15 protein-coding genes and 1 riboswitch are annotated in these 15,028 nt (G+C 35.3%); of the genes, 7 read left to right on the forward strand and 8 right to left on the reverse strand.

Annotation, left to right across the window (positions count from 1 at the left end; all coding sequences use genetic code 11):
- Positions 1-78 precede the first annotated feature (78 nt).
- Positions 79-2,382 carry a 5-methyltetrahydropteroyltriglutamate--homocysteine S-methyltransferase gene (metE, locus tag LIV57_RS03680; protein WP_227941458.1) on the reverse strand — a complete coding sequence of 768 codons (2,304 nt, stop codon included), beginning with the start codon at positions 2,380-2,382 and terminating at the stop codon, positions 79-81.
- A gap of 172 nt (positions 2,383-2,554) precedes the next feature.
- Positions 2,555-2,741: riboswitch (cobalamin riboswitch) on the reverse strand.
- A gap of 195 nt (positions 2,742-2,936) precedes the next feature.
- On the opposite strand from metE, the gene LIV57_RS03685 reads away from it, so the two are divergent.
- Positions 2,937-3,398 (forward strand): Lrp/AsnC family transcriptional regulator, encoded by a 462-nt coding sequence (locus LIV57_RS03685; protein WP_227941459.1) that lies wholly within the window; start codon positions 2,937-2,939, stop codon positions 3,396-3,398.
- Positions 3,399-3,483: 85 nt separating this feature from the next.
- Here the strand turns inward: LIV57_RS03685 and LIV57_RS03690 are convergent, their stop codons facing one another.
- The 3 genes from LIV57_RS03690 to LIV57_RS03700 form a co-directional block, all read right to left on the reverse strand.
- On the reverse strand, positions 3,484-4,026 hold the full coding sequence (locus LIV57_RS03690) for a hypothetical protein (RefSeq protein WP_227941460.1): 543 nt from the start codon (positions 4,024-4,026) through the stop codon (positions 3,484-3,486).
- Between the two features lie 100 nt (positions 4,027-4,126).
- The gene (locus LIV57_RS03695) at positions 4,127-4,495 is read right to left on the reverse strand and encodes a VOC family protein (protein ID WP_227941461.1); all 369 of its coding nucleotides are present in this window, start codon (positions 4,493-4,495) and stop codon (positions 4,127-4,129) included.
- Positions 4,496-4,547: 52 nt separating this feature from the next.
- Complete coding sequence (locus LIV57_RS03700; protein ID WP_227941462.1) at positions 4,548-5,408, reverse strand: alpha/beta fold hydrolase; 861 nt, start codon at positions 5,406-5,408, stop codon at positions 4,548-4,550.
- Positions 5,409-5,678: 270 nt separating this feature from the next.
- On the opposite strand from LIV57_RS03700, the gene LIV57_RS22960 reads away from it, so the two are divergent.
- Both LIV57_RS22960 and LIV57_RS03705 read left to right on the forward strand, forming a co-directional pair.
- On the forward strand, positions 5,679-5,822 hold the full coding sequence (locus tag LIV57_RS22960) for a bacteriocin-like protein (protein WP_330746119.1): 144 nt from the start codon (positions 5,679-5,681) through the stop codon (positions 5,820-5,822).
- Positions 5,823-5,849: 27 nt separating this feature from the next.
- Positions 5,850-5,996, forward strand: a complete 147-nt coding sequence (locus LIV57_RS03705) for a bacteriocin-like protein (protein ID WP_227941463.1) — start codon at positions 5,850-5,852, stop codon at positions 5,994-5,996.
- Positions 5,997-6,113: 117 nt separating this feature from the next.
- On the opposite strand, the gene gwsS is transcribed toward LIV57_RS03705, so the two are convergent.
- From gwsS to LIV57_RS03725, 4 genes are all read right to left on the reverse strand, one after another.
- The gene (gene gwsS / locus LIV57_RS03710) at positions 6,114-7,256 is read right to left on the reverse strand and encodes a grasp-with-spasm system SPASM domain peptide maturase (protein WP_227941464.1); all 1,143 of its coding nucleotides are present in this window, start codon (positions 7,254-7,256) and stop codon (positions 6,114-6,116) included.
- A gap of 108 nt (positions 7,257-7,364) precedes the next feature.
- On the reverse strand, positions 7,365-8,291 hold the full coding sequence (locus LIV57_RS03715; protein WP_227941465.1) for a hypothetical protein: 927 nt from the start codon (positions 8,289-8,291) through the stop codon (positions 7,365-7,367).
- On the reverse strand, positions 8,275-9,318 hold the full coding sequence (locus LIV57_RS03720; protein WP_227941466.1) for a hypothetical protein: 1,044 nt from the start codon (positions 9,316-9,318) through the stop codon (positions 8,275-8,277). The genes LIV57_RS03715 and LIV57_RS03720 overlap by 17 nt, the downstream gene beginning before the upstream one ends.
- Positions 9,319-9,445: 127 nt before the next feature.
- A complete protein-coding gene (locus LIV57_RS03725) occupies positions 9,446-9,685 on the reverse strand; it encodes a hypothetical protein (RefSeq protein ID WP_227941467.1) in 240 nt (79 codons plus the stop codon).
- Between the two features lie 693 nt (positions 9,686-10,378).
- Here LIV57_RS03725 and LIV57_RS03730 point away from each other — a divergent pair.
- The 4 genes from LIV57_RS03730 to LIV57_RS03745 are packed head-to-tail and all read left to right on the forward strand — an operon-like array spanning position 10,379 to position 15,026.
- Complete coding sequence (locus LIV57_RS03730) at positions 10,379-11,386, forward strand: LacI family DNA-binding transcriptional regulator (RefSeq protein WP_227941468.1); 1,008 nt, start codon at positions 10,379-10,381, stop codon at positions 11,384-11,386.
- Positions 11,387-11,440: 54 nt separating this feature from the next.
- The gene (locus LIV57_RS03735; RefSeq protein WP_227941469.1) at positions 11,441-12,355 is read left to right on the forward strand and encodes a carbohydrate kinase family protein; all 915 of its coding nucleotides are present in this window, start codon (positions 11,441-11,443) and stop codon (positions 12,353-12,355) included.
- An 11-nt stretch (positions 12,356-12,366) separates the two neighbouring features.
- Positions 12,367-13,611: a sugar MFS transporter gene (locus tag LIV57_RS03740; protein WP_227941470.1), complete on the forward strand. Its 1,245-nt coding sequence runs from the start codon at positions 12,367-12,369 to the stop codon at positions 13,609-13,611.
- A gap of 5 nt (positions 13,612-13,616) precedes the next feature.
- A complete protein-coding gene (locus LIV57_RS03745) occupies positions 13,617-15,026 on the forward strand; it encodes a carbohydrate porin (protein ID WP_227941471.1) in 1,410 nt (469 codons plus the stop codon).
- The last annotated feature ends 2 nt before the right edge of the window (positions 15,027-15,028 follow it).

Genomic DNA, 15,028 nt, shown 5'->3' on the forward strand with positions numbered 1-15,028 from the left:
TAGTTTAAAAATAACAGATCGTGCCATGAAAATCATAACACGATCTGAATTATTGAATCTAATTATTGTAAAAGTTTTCTAAAGTGCATATTCTACTGAAGCTTCTTTGGCAGCAGCCACCATTGCAATTAAAGCTTTTTCGGTTTCTTCCCAGTGTCTTGTCTTCAGTCCGCAATCAGGATTTACCCAAAGCTGATTAGCAGGAATGACATTCTGAGCCTTTCTCAGCAGTTCAGTCATTTCTTCTTTCGATGGTACTCTTGGAGAATGGATATCATATACTCCCGGACCAATTTCATTTGGATATTTGAAATCTGCAAAAGCATTCAGCAGCTCCATCTGAGAACGGGAACATTCTATCGTAATCACATCGGCATCCATATCGGCAATATTTTCAATAATATCATTGAATTCGGAATAGCACATATGTGTATGGATCTGGGTAGCATCTTCTACTCCGCTTGCTGAAATTCTGAAAGCTTCTACGGCCCATTTCAAATAGTTCTGCCAATCTGCTTTTCTTAATGGAAGACCTTCTCTGATGGCAGGCTCATCAATCTGAATAATTCTGATTCCTGCTTTTTCCAGGTCCACAACCTCGTCACGAATAGCTAAGGCAATCTGCTTACACGTTTCTGAACGAGGCTGATCATCACGTACAAAAGACCACTGTAAAATGGTAACCGGACCTGTTAACATTCCTTTTACCCATTTTTCAGTCTGAGATTGGGCATATTGAGACCAGTACACCGTCATCGGTGTTGGACGGGAAACATCACCGAAGATCACAGGAGGTTTCACACAACGGCTTCCGTAGCTTTGTACCCAACCGTTTTTAGTGAATACAAATCCTTCCAGCTGTTCTCCGAAATATTCCACCATGTCATTTCGCTCAAATTCTCCGTGAACCAATACATCAATTCCGATGTCTTCCTGCCAGCGGATTGTTCTTTGCGTTTCCTCTTTCAGTAAGGTATCATATTGTTCTGCTGTCAGTTCTCCTTTTTTAAATTTTGCTCTCCAGCTTCTCACTTCTGCGGTTTGCGGGAATGATCCGATCGTAGTGGTTGGGAACAAAGGAAGCTGCAATACTTCCTGTTGCTCTTTTTTACGGATTTTGAAGGTGTTTATTCTCTGAGCATCTTTTTCAGTAACAGCACTGGCTCTTTGTTTTACCTGATCATTATGGATAAGAGAAGAAGTTCTTCTACTCTCAATTGCTTTTTTATTTTCTTCAAATGCTTCAAAAATCTGTTCATTTTCCGTTCCGGAAGCCAGTTCTTTAAGCGTTACAACTTCTGCCACTTTTTGTTTGGCAAAAGCCAGCCAGTTTTTAATTTCCGGGTTAAGACTGGTTTCAAAATCCAGGTCACAAGGTGAATGAAGCAATGAACATGATGGTGCAATGAAAATCCTTTCAGATCCTAATTTTTCAACAGCTTTACTAATAAAAGACAGCGACTTTTCGTAATCATTTTTCCAGATATTTCTACCGTCAACCAGTCCTAACGAAAGGCTTACACCTTCAGGAATGCTATTCAGAATACCATCCAGCTGTTCAGGATTTCTAACCAGATCAACATGCAATGTATTGACAGGAAGTGAAACGGCAAGTGAAGTATTGTCTTTTAACCCGTCAAAATAGGAAGCCACAATAAATTTCAGTTTCGGGAAACGTTTTCTGATTTCGGCATACACATAACGGTAAGTTTCTTTGGCTTTCTCTGTTAAATCCAATGCCAGGAAAGGTTCATCAAACTGAATCCATTCTGCACCCTGTTCCTGAAGTTTGGCTAAAATCTCTATATAAACAGGAAGAAGACTTCCGGCCAGATCCAGTTTATCAAATCCTTCTTCTTTTTCTTTTCCTAATAACAGATAAGAAACCAGCCCGATAATCACCGGTTTCGCATTGATTCCAGCTTGTTTTGCTCCTGCAAATTCATTGAAAATCTTATCTGAACTGAGCTTAAACTGTTGATTTTTATAAAATTCCGGAACGATGTAGTGATAGTTGGTATCGAACCACTTGGTCATTTCCATGGCAGTGATATCCAATCCGTCTTTCTGATAGCCTCTTGCCATGGCAAAATAAAGGTCCAATTCAGTATTGTTTTTTTTAAGCACCACTTCATGGTACCGTGTTGGAATGGCACCTACGACAAGACTCATATCCAATACCTGATCATAATATGAAAAATCATTACATGGGATAAGATCTATTCCTGCTTCTTTCTGGATATTCCAGTTTTGACTGCAGAGAGTTCTTCCGGTGTTCAGAAGTTCTTCCAAAAGGATTTTACCTGACCAGTACTGCTCGCAGGCTTTTTTGAGTTCTCTTTTGCTACCAATACGCGGATAGCCAAGAATGTGAGTTTGCATTTTTTTAAACTTTTTAATTAAACTTATTGGGAAGTCCTTTAAAATGCTTCGTTATGTTTTGCGGAAAAAGTTTCAGGAAAATAGTGACATAGCAGACAGTGTATTTCCCTTCAGAAGAAAATACAAAATTTGATATACCATCTGTATGACCCAAAGCTTCAGCCCGCGAAAGCATTGTCAATTCAGTAAAGGCAGGTCTCCTGACTTGTAACAGTTTCTGTCATCCTTCCCGCTTTTGGCAGTGGATCTGCAAGGACAGAAACTTTTGGTGGGTTACTTACAGTTGCGCGACAGCTCGTGATTTGCACACGATTCCCTATTAATCTACGTTAAGTAAAACCTTTCCTGTTTGATGAAGTATCTGTAAAGAACTGTACTTTTACCTTTAACAAAGGTTGTCAGTAAAAGTTTTTAATTTTGTGTAAAATTAGTAATACAGAATAAAACCACAATTGAAAACAAATAATTAAGCAAATTAAACTTCATAAAGTAAAAATAAAAGCATATAATTCTTTATATTTGACTGTTTTAATCATTTAAAAGAATAATATTCTGTGGAACAACTCGATGATAAGGATGTACAGCTGCTCAGGCTGCTTCAGAACAACGCCAAACTCACCGTTAAAGAACTTGCTAAAGAAGTGAACCTTTCTACTTCACCGGTTTTTGAAAGGGTAAAAAGGCTTGAACAGGAAGGTTTTGTTAAAAGATATGCAGCAGTTCTTGATGCTGAAAAACTGAACCGCGGATTTACGGTGTTCTGCCAGATCAAACTTAAAATTCACGACCGGTCCGTGGGGTATGATTTTGTAAAAGAAATTTTAGAAATTGAAGAAGTTGCCGAATGCTATAATATTTCCGGAGATTTTGATTTCCTTCTGAAAGTTCAGGTTCGGGATATGAAGCATTATCAGGATTTTGTATTTAACAAGCTGGGATCCGTAGATTCTATCGGCAGCACGCACAGTACGTTTGTGATGGCTGAGGTAAAAAATAACCATGGACTGACGATATAGATTTTCTTTTAAAGTTAACGCCGTCTGAGGATAAAAAAATCCGTCAATAATGACGGATACTATAATTATATAATTTTTTCAGTACTCAATTGGCTGCGGGATCCATTAGTTCTGTTGTTAAACCTATTGATTTTAACAGGTTCTTACTGTCGAAAAGCAATGTTGTATAATGTTTCCCTTTTTTAAAAACCAGTTTTGAACCTCCAGGAAATTCACTGTCTGCTCCCGATTTTTGTATTTTGGCATTGTACTTACCGAACTTCGTTTTACTGTCCTGTAATGTACTTTTATTCAGAACAAGACCAAAAGGAAGTCCTTCCACGATGACAGGTTTATTGTCTGAAGTCACAAAAAACATCTCATTGATACTATTGTCTTTTCCCAGGCTGCAATAAAGCTCCAATCCTGTTTTCATGGGCCATTTTGCATATTTTTCTTCGTTGGCATCTTCATAAAAACCAGTTTTTACGTTCAATGCTTTTGAAATTTTATCCGGAGTCTGTGGGAATATGAATTCTGAGTTTTTGTCCAGTAAAGAACCTAACGCGGCTGTTTTCTGTGAAAATGCAGTTGCACTTAATACCAGAAAAAAGATGGTGACAATGAAATGAAATGGTCTCGTCTGCATAAAAATATTTTAAATTGTAATGATTTGATGGCTAAAGGTATTAAAATTTTGGTTAAAGCCCCCTTTTAAGCAATTTTTTACATTGTATTTCTGTTTTTGGCTATTTTCTTTCCTGTAAATTGAACACGATACCGGCAGGATCGGTAATCCAGTGCATATTTTCAGGAAGCTCTTCTATTTCGTCACAGGTTTCCACACCGTTTGACAGCAGATATTGTGTAGCAGCTTCTACATCGGGAACGGTAAGCTGCAGCCATGTTTCAGAATGGGTATAGTTATCAACACAATCCAGCCAAATAATATTATTCCCGAATTTTACTTCGTGAGTCCTGGAAACAGTAGGATTATTAATGGACCTTTCCTCCACTTCTAATTTTAGAATTTCTCTGTAGAAGGCAACTGTTTTTTCATATTTATTTTTGGGAATTTTGATAGCGATATTAATTCCTGCCTCAAATTTTGTATTCATAGTATAGATTTTGAACTTTATAAACAGATTTCAATTCTTTGATGGCATTCTATTATTTCAAAAAACCATTAAGATAATTCAGAATCATTGCCGTCTGCATCATCAGGCTCACATGAGTTTGTCCCGGAGCGATAGCCAGCTGGGATTTTGGTAATTCGCCCATATCTGCAAAAACATCACCTCCCAATAATTTATAGGTTTTTGAAAGTTCTGTTTTATCCAATCCGTCATTATCACCAGCTATGATTAAGACAGGCACAGGAATTTTAGAGATATTATCATCACCCAGGTCAAAAGGCTGCCCGGCAGAAGCCATCATCTGCTCCAGAAATGGTTTCCATTTTGTTTTATCAGGTGCTACAGCATTATAGGCAGTATGCATAGGGCTGTTTGTAAAGAGTTCAGGTTTCATTCCTTCAAGAGCTTTATTTACTTCGGGCAGCCACCCGTTAGTTTTATAGGTTGATGAAATGATAACCAGTTTGTTCAGTCTTTCCGGACTTTGAATAGCCAGCTTATAGGCCACTTCACCTCCAAAGCTGTAGCCTGCCACATCTGCTTTGTCAATTTTCAGATAGTCCATTACCTTTGTAACATCACTGGCTAAAATAGCATGTGATAATTTCCTTTCTGAAAAAGGCGTGTGTCCGTGTCCCTGTAATTCGATGGCTATTACTTTTCTGTTTTTGGACAATTCCGGGATCAATTCACCCCAGTTCAAATCAATCGTCATGAAAGCGCCATGTAACAGCACAACAGGCTTTCCTTTACCATAAACTTCATAGTACACTTTGATTCCGTTGGCAGGCGCATAACCGCTTTCAGAAGGTTTTATTTTTTGTCCATATACCGGAGAGGTGGCAAGGATAATAATAAAGAGCAATACTGCAGAGAATTTGAATAAACTTTTCATAATATTATCAGATTTGGTGGATTAATTTTAAGTCAAAGGTACCAACCCGATCGGAAAACGGACTTGTCACAGGACAAGATTTTATGGAAATGGGAGGAATAGTTTAAGGATTGGTTTAAACTTATCCCCAAAAAACATTTTACTTCATTACATAAAATAAACTTCAATCATTCTACGATTAAGCAACTAAAAAATAAAAACTTTACAATAATTCTACCATAGTTGATAAAATTTTATTAATTTCGAATTGAACTAAACGTACAATTTATTATGAAAAATTTAAAGAAAATCGAAAGAAAAGAATTGAAAACAATTAAGGGAGGAATTGACTGCAGAGGCGGTCAGCTATGCTTAATCGATGGTAAGTGGCAGTGCATGCCTTACGACGGATGTGGTGGTGGAAACCAGCCTTAGTTTTAGGTTTAATGCAATTACTTGACTATGAAAAATTTAAAAAAAATTTCAAGAGACCAGTTGAGGAATATTAATGGCGGAGCGACAAGCTGCTCTGAAGCATGCTGCCCACCTCCGGGAATCAAAAGATGTCCATGGGTGATCTGTGTTGCGCCATGTGATATTTTAAGTTAAAAGACTGTATTCTCAAAAATAAGCCCTGTAATTCATATGAGTTGCAGGGTTTTTATTTATCAGCAATAGCATTTAATATTGTTGAATGTTTAATTTGCAGAACAATAATGGTAATTTTTATTTTTTGAGAAAAACCTGCATTCCGTAAGACTCAATTGCTTTTTGTTTCAGAGGGTTTGTACTCCATTCTTCCCATTCACCAGTATAAGGATTGTAGCCACATTTTAAGGGTTTGGAAGTATCAAGTCCTTCTTTGTTAAAACTTGTTTGTTCGGTGTAAGCTCTGCAATCAGTGCAAATGTACCGAAATTCACAATCTTTGCAGACTTCAATGTTATCTTTGGTTAAGTTCCAATATTTTTTAAATTCAGGATGATTTAAAGAATTTTCTAATGTTGTATCCTTAATGTTTCCAAAACTTTGAGGCATGGAGGGGCAATTTTTAATGTTCCCATTTACATCAATTGATATTTTTTTGTTAAGACAGCTGTTGTACTGTTTGGCTTCAAGATAAAAGTTACGATTAAAATTAATATTTTTTAAATCAACCAATCCACAACTTAGAGGGATATTAATTCTATTTTTAATGATACTTAGTTGAACATGTTCTAAAGTTTGAGAACCCTGTTCATTGGATGAATGCAATATAAAATGGAGGAATTTATTAGAAATGCTATACTGATTCTCTTTGATAAATGTAACCAATTGTAAGTCATAATTTGCAACAAGTGAAAGTTCATTAATACTTGAATCATTAAGCAAGCTTAATTTTCTAATTACTTTTATTATATCGTTTAATTCCAGTTCTGAAAATCTGATTTGTAGATATTTAATTCTCAAATCACAAATTTGTTGTAACAGCACATCATCTAGGACATCTGAACTGTTGATATCCAAAATTAAATAATCAACAAAAGTAGGAGTTTCTTTAAATTCTGATGTATTCTGAAAAGTTGATAATTCTTTCTTAGTATTCAGAATAACTCCTAACTTATTGTCTATAATAAAATTAATATACTCCTCTAAAACTTCCAAGCTGTCGTTATCCAATTGTTTTTTTAATATAAAGTAGTTTTGATGTTCATTTGATAGTAAATCAAAAAATGCAATAGGGATGAATTGCAAAAACCCGGTACTTGCATCAAAAATAATAGCATTTTTAGCTCCTCTGACAATTTTAACCGAGTCAAATAACTTTAAAAACATACTAATACAAAAGGGAATAATGTTTTTGTGAACGGAAAATCTTTGTTTTTCCACTTTTTTTATCTTTATTTTCAGAATATTTAACCTTAGATACACTGTTACTTCTCTTCCATTTTTGTAGAGAAAATTCGATTCCTTTTAGTTGTAATTCTTTTTTTCCCTTCATAATAAATCTGCAATATGCTTTTCTATTTGATAGTTTCCATAGTAACTGACTTGGTGAAATTGTCCTAATGGATTAACTTCCAAAAAATAATAGTCATCATGAGACTTCAGCAAATCCACCGTTCCACATTTTAAGTTCAGTTTCTTTGCTAATTTTAAAATTTTCCTTTTCAATTCTGATGGAAGCTCAAGAGGAAGATATCTTTTGTCCTTCTCTCTTATGTTTCTAATATCGACATTATTTGAAAAATCAAATGTAGCAATTGCCCAAATCTGCTTTTCAAAAAAAAATACCCTTATTTCATAAACACAATCAATCTTTCTTTGGATCAATGAAGGTATAATATTTTCTTTTTTATCATGAATATTATTTAGGTCTACTTCATGTGTATAATTCAGATACAAGTCATTTTCAACGATAATAGGTTTCATTTCAGAAACTGCCTTTGTAATATAAACGTGAGACCTATCAATCAGTACCAAGTCATTTAATCTTGATAAAATATAAGTATCGGGGATTTTTAAACCAAGAGATTTTGCCAAAAATAAAACTTCTAACTTATTAACTTCCTTGGTAAAGAGGTTTCCAAAGACACGAACCCTACTTACTTTAAAATAATTGTAAATAAACTCCGATATAGATTTGAGTTCAGAATTATAAAAATCAACTAAATTATTATCTATTTCACCTGTTATTGTATCATAATAAATTCCCCCATTTCGATAAAATACTGATTTGAAGTCTTCTAATTTATACTCAATTTCTCCAATAGAAATTCTGAAAACATTACTATCAAAATCAAAAAAAACTTTATTAATATGCTGGTTCTCACTTAAACGAACAAACTCTTTATTTTGATACGATAACCAAGTACAAATTTCATCGGTCATAGTATCATTATCTAAACTAATGAGTAGTATCATCCAACTTAATTAAGTTCTTTTTAAACACTTCAATATCATTACTATTGTTAAAATTCCATCCTTCAATAACATTGTTTGAGAAAACATAATCTTTATTATTCAAATAGAAAATACTTTTACGAACTTCATCTTCCGTTGATGACAAGCCTATTTGCTTCCTTTTCTCATTAACCTCTCTTATTTTCTTTAGAGATACTTCTGTCCTATTTTCTGGTAAAAAATCTTTACTAACATAACAGCAATCAATTTTCCCATCGTTTGCAACAAATTGAGAAATTTTAAAGTAAGAATAATTTTTAGTGTTATTATTTAAGTCAAGTAGAAAGCCTGCAATATCAGGTCTGATTTTACCTTTATTTAAAGCCTTCATTATTTCATCGGAAAAATTTACTCTTTGAGGGCTATATAAATTGCTCGCTAGCTGATGCCAAATGATAAGGTAGAAGTCATGAAAATATACCCAACTTTTCATTTCTAATCCTATATTATATTCATTAGGGAACCCTTTTTTTCGGATAAGTTTCAATAGGTTAACAGAAGCTATACTATCAATTTTAGTAAGATCATCCTTGTATGCTTGATAATTTCCTCTTGATAACTTCCTATAATGCTGGTCTATATTAACTAAAGAATCTAAACTTTTCTTATAATTCAAGTCTATCTTATCTTGACAAAGTATTGTTTTATAGTTTTCAATGTTTTTAAAATTATTTATTAAAAAATCATCATCAAATTTCTTTCCTAGACATTTTAAAGTTTGGTAATGTGCATAGGCAGCTTCTAAATCATTTGTCTTTAAAGCAGCTCTCATACTATTATGCAAATCTTTAGCATGTGGATATTTAAATTCACGAAATGCCTCCTTGTATAAACTATTTGCTTTAAGCAATTCATTATTAACAATTTTATTTTCTGCTTCATTTATTAACTCATAATATCTAACAAGGTTTTTATCTTTTAACTCTAAAGCTTGAGAATTACATAAAATAGATATGAATAGAAAGATGTACGATATTGATTGTTTCATAATTAAAAAAAGAATTTGAAAAAGCCTTTATAATGTTGTTGGAATCTACTAATCGAGACTCTCAGTACATATTAAATTGCTAAAACTAAAAAGGCTGACCATTTTGGACAGCCTCTTAGAAATGTTTTTAACACGATTTGTCAGGGACATCATTAACATTGACATACTTATAGCTTCCATCAGGATAAAAAGCATCACTTGAATAAGACAGACACTGTCCATTATAACACATTTCTCCCGCACCAGTTGCCTGAAAACCCAAGTCATAAGAAGGCAAAGCAGGACCTCCTTGTCCTCCTAAAACTGTTGATAATTTTTCATTTTGAAGTTTAAAACTTCCTAATTTTTGTAATGATTTTGTTTTCATCAAATAAATTTTAAAATGGTTAATAAAACGGTTAATATTATTTTATTATATTTTCTATATATTAAATGCTTCAAAGTGAATTTAATAGCAAATAAACAAATTTAATATAATAAAACCAAATAAATTTGGTTTTTAACAACAACTCTAACATTACAAAACAACACAAGTATTAATAAAAAAACAATTAAATTCACTAAAATTTCATAATACGATGAGTGTTGTTAATTGTTTATAAACTTCCAAACTTGTTTTTATTGAAATTTTTAAGATTTAAAAACAATAGTTTTTTGAGATTTCAAAAGAATGTTGAGACTTTTTCGTTTGTTAATAAGTAATATTGATAATTACCATACCCTAATTCCATCCATTTTCATCTATTAAAGTAACAACTGCCATTAGCCCCGCAAAATTTCTTATTAACTACTAGGATATAAAACTTAGTTTCCAGCTGTTTAAATTTAAAAATTAAATTTATTGGATAAACGTTTAACCTAAATTTAATCTCTGCATTCAATAAGTTAACAATTTATTCATATTAAAAAAAAGACAACAATAAAGTAAGACGCTGATAATGAAGATGTTGATTATTTTTAAAAAAAGTGCGAAATTACATATTTTTCGGAAACCACCAAAAAAAACTGCTATTGTTTTTTTACTATTTTCTGAAATATTTTTGTGCATTAAAAAAACAAAATGAAAAGGTCTTCCATAAAAGATATTGCTAAACTGGCAGGAGTTTCCGTAGCCACCGTATCTTATGTTCTTAACAGAAAGGAAGGGCAGCGTATCAGTGAGGAGACCCGGGAAAAAATTTTCGAAATTGCTGAAACGATTAACTATACTCCCAATAAGATTGCAAAAAGTTTGAAAACCAATAAAACAAAGCTTCTTGGATTAATTGTGGCGGATATCTCCAATGACTTCTATTCCCATATGGCAAGAAACCTTGAAGATAAAGCTTTAAAGTTGGGTTATACCCTGATCATCGGCAGTTCTGATGAAAATGCAGAAAAATTTAAAAAACTTACCGAACTCTTTTCACAGCAGCAGGTAGACGGAATGATCGTTGCTCCCGTAGCAGGATCAGAAAAGACACTTGAAAACCTTATTCATATTAAATATCCTGTTGTAACGATTGACAGATATCTTAAAGGGGTTTCTGTTCCCGGAATTACCATTGATAACCAGGAGATTGCAGAAAGTACAGCCAGCCTGCTTCTTAATAAGAACTTTGACAAAATGATCTACGTTGGCTATGAAACTGATCTTCCACACCTTCTGGACCGCCAGCATGGCTTTGAGAAAGCGGTAAGCTCTTCCAGCAAAACAGTTGAAATTCAATACCTTCTTGTAGGATTGGAAAATATAGTGCAGGAAGTACATTCTAAGCTTGAAAATACGTTGGGGAAAACTCCTGAAAATACTGCGTTATATTTTTCCAGTAATAAACTTGCGGTAGCAGGGCTTTCCTATCTCGTTAAAAACAATATAAAAGTCCCGGAACAGGTCTCAGTATTGGCATTTGATGAAACGGATGCCTATGACCTCTTCCCTACGGAGATTACTTACATCCAGCAGCCGATTGAAGAAATGGCTGAAGAGGCTATCAAGCTTCTGGACGGGCAAATTAACCATTATGCAGCAACAGGAAAAAGAATAACATTATCCGCCAAACTGGTTGCCAAAGCATCTTTAAAATAATCAAATCTATATCAATCATTTTTTTTAAATAACAACTTAAACGTTTAACCTATTATGATAAAAAATAAATTAAATCACGTGGTATGTTTCGGAGAGGTTCTGTGGGACATCTTCCCTTCCGGATCCAGAGCTGGTGGTGCGCCATTTAATGTTGCCTACAATCTTTTTAAAATGGGAATCGACACCAAAATGCTAAGCCGTATAGGAAATGATGAATTAGGGCACCGCCTTCTTAACCAAATTCAGAATTGGGGAATAACAACAGATTTCATTCAGGTAGACCAGGAAAAGGCTACAGGAACTGTAATTGCTGATTTTGATGAGCATGGTGAAGCTGTATATGATATTGTACAGGAGGTTGCCTGGGACTATATCCAACCTCTGCCGGAACACAAAGAACTGATTCAAAATTCAGAAGCATTTGTTTTTGGAAGTCTGATCACAAGAAGTGAAGCTTCCCAAAATACACTATTGCAACTTTTGGAATATTCAAAGTTCAGGGTTTTTGATGTTAATTTCCGCCCTCCTTTCATCGATTTTGAATTCATTAAAAAATTATTGCACAAATCTGATCTTGTTAAAATGAATAAGGCAGAGCTCAGAACCATTCTTGAATATCTCGGTGAAGACTATATTGATGAAGATACCAGTATTAAACATCTTCAGGCTTATTTCAACCTGAATGAAATTGTCCTTACCAAAGGAAGTAAAGGCGCAAGATATTTTGTGGGGGATACTGCCTATAATTTTCCTGCTGTCCATATTGAAATTGCAGATACGGTAGGTAGTGGCGATTCTTTTCTGGCCGGCTTCCTGTCTAAAAGAATTCAGGGAAAATCGCCGGAAGAGATCATAAAACAGGCAACTTCACTGGGAGCCTTTATCACTTCGAAATCAGGAGCATGTCCGGATTATACCTATGAAGAATTCAAGGCATTCAGAGAAAAAAACAGCTGTAAAACCTCTTAAAAACATACGATATGAATACTCCAAAATTTACAGATAAGAAATACTATATCATCCTGTCCTTTGTTACCTCCTTATTCTTTTTCTGGGCTATTGCCCTTACCATGGGTGATGTTCTGAATAAGCATTTCCAAAACGTTCTTCACATTTCGAAGTCCAAATCAGGGCTGGTACAGCTTTCCATTTTTGGGGCATATGCATTGATGGGCGTTCCGGCAGGCCTGTTTATGAAAAAGTTCGGTTATAAATTAGGGGTCATCCTGGGACTTTCATTGTTTGCACTGGGATCTTTTTTGTTTATTCCGGCAGCCAATACATCTTCTTTTAACTTTTTCAGACTGGCTCTTTTTGTTCTTGCGATGGGAATGGCAACCCTTGAAACGGTAGCCCATCCTTTTGTAGCCGCTTTGGGGGATGAAAGGACGAGTGATCAGAGGGTTAATTTTGCCCAGTCTTTTAATGGTCTGGGAGCTATTATCGGTCCTCTTTTAGGCGGATATTTTATTTTCGGAACTCCTGATTCAGGATCAGGCTCGCTGGATTCGGTAAAAAATCTTTATACCTGGATTGGGATTGTCATTCTCGCGATTACCATTATTTTCAGCTTTATCAGAGTTCCTGATCTGAAAGACCCTCATGCGGAAGATATCATCATTTCAGACAATGAAAAAGGAGAAGATGTTTCCGTATCAGATCCACATGCGCCACTTTACAAACAGAGACATTTTATATTTGCAGTTATTGCCCAGTTTTTTAATATTGCCGCACAGGGCGGAACCTGGGCTTATTTTATCAATTACGGTGTCGAAAAAATGCACCTTCCGGAAATACAGGCTTCCTATTACTTTTCTTTAAGTATGGCCATGATGATGATCGGAAGATTTATCGGAACTTTCCTGATGAGATTTATCGCTCCCAACAAACTGCTGGCTATTTTTACCGCATGTAATATCGTTCTGTGCCTGATTATTTCCCAAAGTTTCGGATGGATATCATTTGTAAGCCTTATTTTGCTCAACCTTTTCCTCAGTGTGATGTATCCTACCATATTCAGTCTTGGGCTTAAAAGATTAGGATCTAAAGTTCAGCAGGCTTCCTCATTCCTGGTTATGGCAATGTTTGGAGGAGCTGTTTTTCCACCGATCATGGGAAGAATTGCTGAAAAAGATATTGCTCATGCATATCTGCTTCCTATTCTTTGCTATGTTGTTATTTTATTATTTGCATTAAAGTACTACAAGCCTAAAACACTTAAATAATCCCTATGAAAACAAAGCTTTTATTAGCCTGGCTCATGTTACTTACATGTGCTGGCAGGGAAATTAATGCCCAGATCACGATAACCAATAAAAAATTTTCCTTCGGAACAACCGGAAGAATCGGAGCCGGTTATTCTCCGAATGCCGATGGAAAAACAGGAAGACAGCTGAATCTGAACAACCAGGGATCTTTAGGAGGCAGAATGGATCAGGGAGATTATGTAGATTTCTTACCAGCCTTCCATTTTAGCCCGGTGGTGAACGGTGACAGTACAAAAAGTACAAAGATCGATATGCAGGCAAGACTGAGCTTTTATTCAGGAGGGACTTTTCTGGGAAATGTAGACTCAAAATCTAATCAGGGAATGATTGTTGCCTTGCCGGAAGCCTTTGTTGAAGCAAGAAACATTATGGGAAGTGACTGGGATGTCTGGGCGGGATCAAGATGGCTGAGATATGATGACATTCACATTGCAGATTACTTTTATTTTGATGACCATTCCGCAACCGGTTGGGGACTAAGACATAAAAATACAAGGTTTTCAATGTTTTTCCCGGCAGCTATTGATACTGCAGCCAGCAACTCCACTCCTTATTCTTACACCAATGTGATCAGCGGATCAAAAAACCTGATCTACAGGCAAAGGGAGGTTTTTGTCCTTGAGCAGACCCTTCCATTTAAAAATACAAAGCACAAGCTGAAATTACTGGCAGAATTTCATCATGTAGAAAAATCAGGGGAAAATTCTGTAGAGCAATATCCATCGGATCAGGGCTGGGTTTTTGGAGCTAAATTAAATTCAGATATTCCAACAACAATTCCGGGTTCATTCAATCAGCTTTCTGTAAGGTACGGGACAGGAATTGCCAATGGAGGTGATAATGGTAATACACAGACCTGGCGAACCTACGGAGCTCCTGATGAGACCACAAAAACATATAAAGGGGCTTACTCTTTTACGGTTGTTGAACATTTCCTCTGGAATATCTCAAACCGCTGGTCACTTAATCCCTATGCGGTTTTCACCAAAAGCAAAGGAGGATCAACCAGTACTGATAAAGCGATGGACTATTATAACCGTGAAATTTTCAACAAAAAAACAGAGTTTAATACGGGAATCAGAGCCACTTATTATTACAACAACTGGTTTCATATTCTCTCCGAGTTTCACTATGCAACCCGTAAAAACGGAACCCAGGATGCAGCATCAATGATGAAGCTGGTTTTAGCTCCTACCATCGTACCTACCGCTGAAAGAAGCGTCTGGGCAAGACCCCACATCCGTTTTATTGCAGAAGTATCAAGATATAATGATGAGGCCATGAAAAGTCTTTACTCACCGTTTTTACAGCAGTCAGGAGCCAAAAGATATGGGACTTATTTCGGAATACGAACAGAATGGTGGATTTTTTAAAT

The organism is Chryseobacterium sp. X308 (assembly GCF_020733145.1).
In the GTDB taxonomy this organism is placed as follows: Bacteria; Bacteroidota; Bacteroidia; order Flavobacteriales; family Weeksellaceae; genus Chryseobacterium; species Chryseobacterium cupriresistens.

What these genes read in the sequence shown, in the direction of transcription:
- metE (WP_227941458.1), bottom strand. Translation starts at nt 2,382, where the DNA reads ATGCAAACTCACATTCTTGGCTATCCGCGTATTGGTAGCAAAAGAGAA.
- LIV57_RS03690 (WP_227941460.1), bottom strand. Translation starts at nt 4,026, where the DNA reads ATGCAGACGAGACCATTTCATTTCATTGTCACCATCTTTTTTCTGGTA.
- LIV57_RS03695 (WP_227941461.1), bottom strand. Translation starts at nt 4,495, where the DNA reads ATGAATACAAAATTTGAGGCAGGAATTAATATCGCTATCAAAATTCCC.
- LIV57_RS03700 (WP_227941462.1), bottom strand. Translation starts at nt 5,408, where the DNA reads ATGAAAAGTTTATTCAAATTCTCTGCAGTATTGCTCTTTATTATTATC.
- LIV57_RS22960 (WP_330746119.1), top strand. Translation starts at nt 5,679, where the DNA reads ATGAAAAATTTAAAGAAAATCGAAAGAAAAGAATTGAAAACAATTAAG.
- LIV57_RS03705 (WP_227941463.1), top strand. Translation starts at nt 5,850, where the DNA reads ATGAAAAATTTAAAAAAAATTTCAAGAGACCAGTTGAGGAATATTAAT.
- LIV57_RS03715 (WP_227941465.1), bottom strand. Translation starts at nt 8,291, where the DNA reads ATGATACTACTCATTAGTTTAGATAATGATACTATGACCGATGAAATT.
- LIV57_RS03720 (WP_227941466.1), bottom strand. Translation starts at nt 9,318, where the DNA reads ATGAAACAATCAATATCGTACATCTTTCTATTCATATCTATTTTATGT.
- LIV57_RS03725 (WP_227941467.1), bottom strand. Translation starts at nt 9,685, where the DNA reads ATGAAAACAAAATCATTACAAAAATTAGGAAGTTTTAAACTTCAAAAT.
- LIV57_RS03730 (WP_227941468.1), top strand. Translation starts at nt 10,379, where the DNA reads ATGAAAAGGTCTTCCATAAAAGATATTGCTAAACTGGCAGGAGTTTCC.
- LIV57_RS03735 (WP_227941469.1), top strand. Translation starts at nt 11,441, where the DNA reads ATGATAAAAAATAAATTAAATCACGTGGTATGTTTCGGAGAGGTTCTG.
- LIV57_RS03740 (WP_227941470.1), top strand. Translation starts at nt 12,367, where the DNA reads ATGAATACTCCAAAATTTACAGATAAGAAATACTATATCATCCTGTCC.
- LIV57_RS03745 (WP_227941471.1), top strand. Translation starts at nt 13,617, where the DNA reads ATGAAAACAAAGCTTTTATTAGCCTGGCTCATGTTACTTACATGTGCT.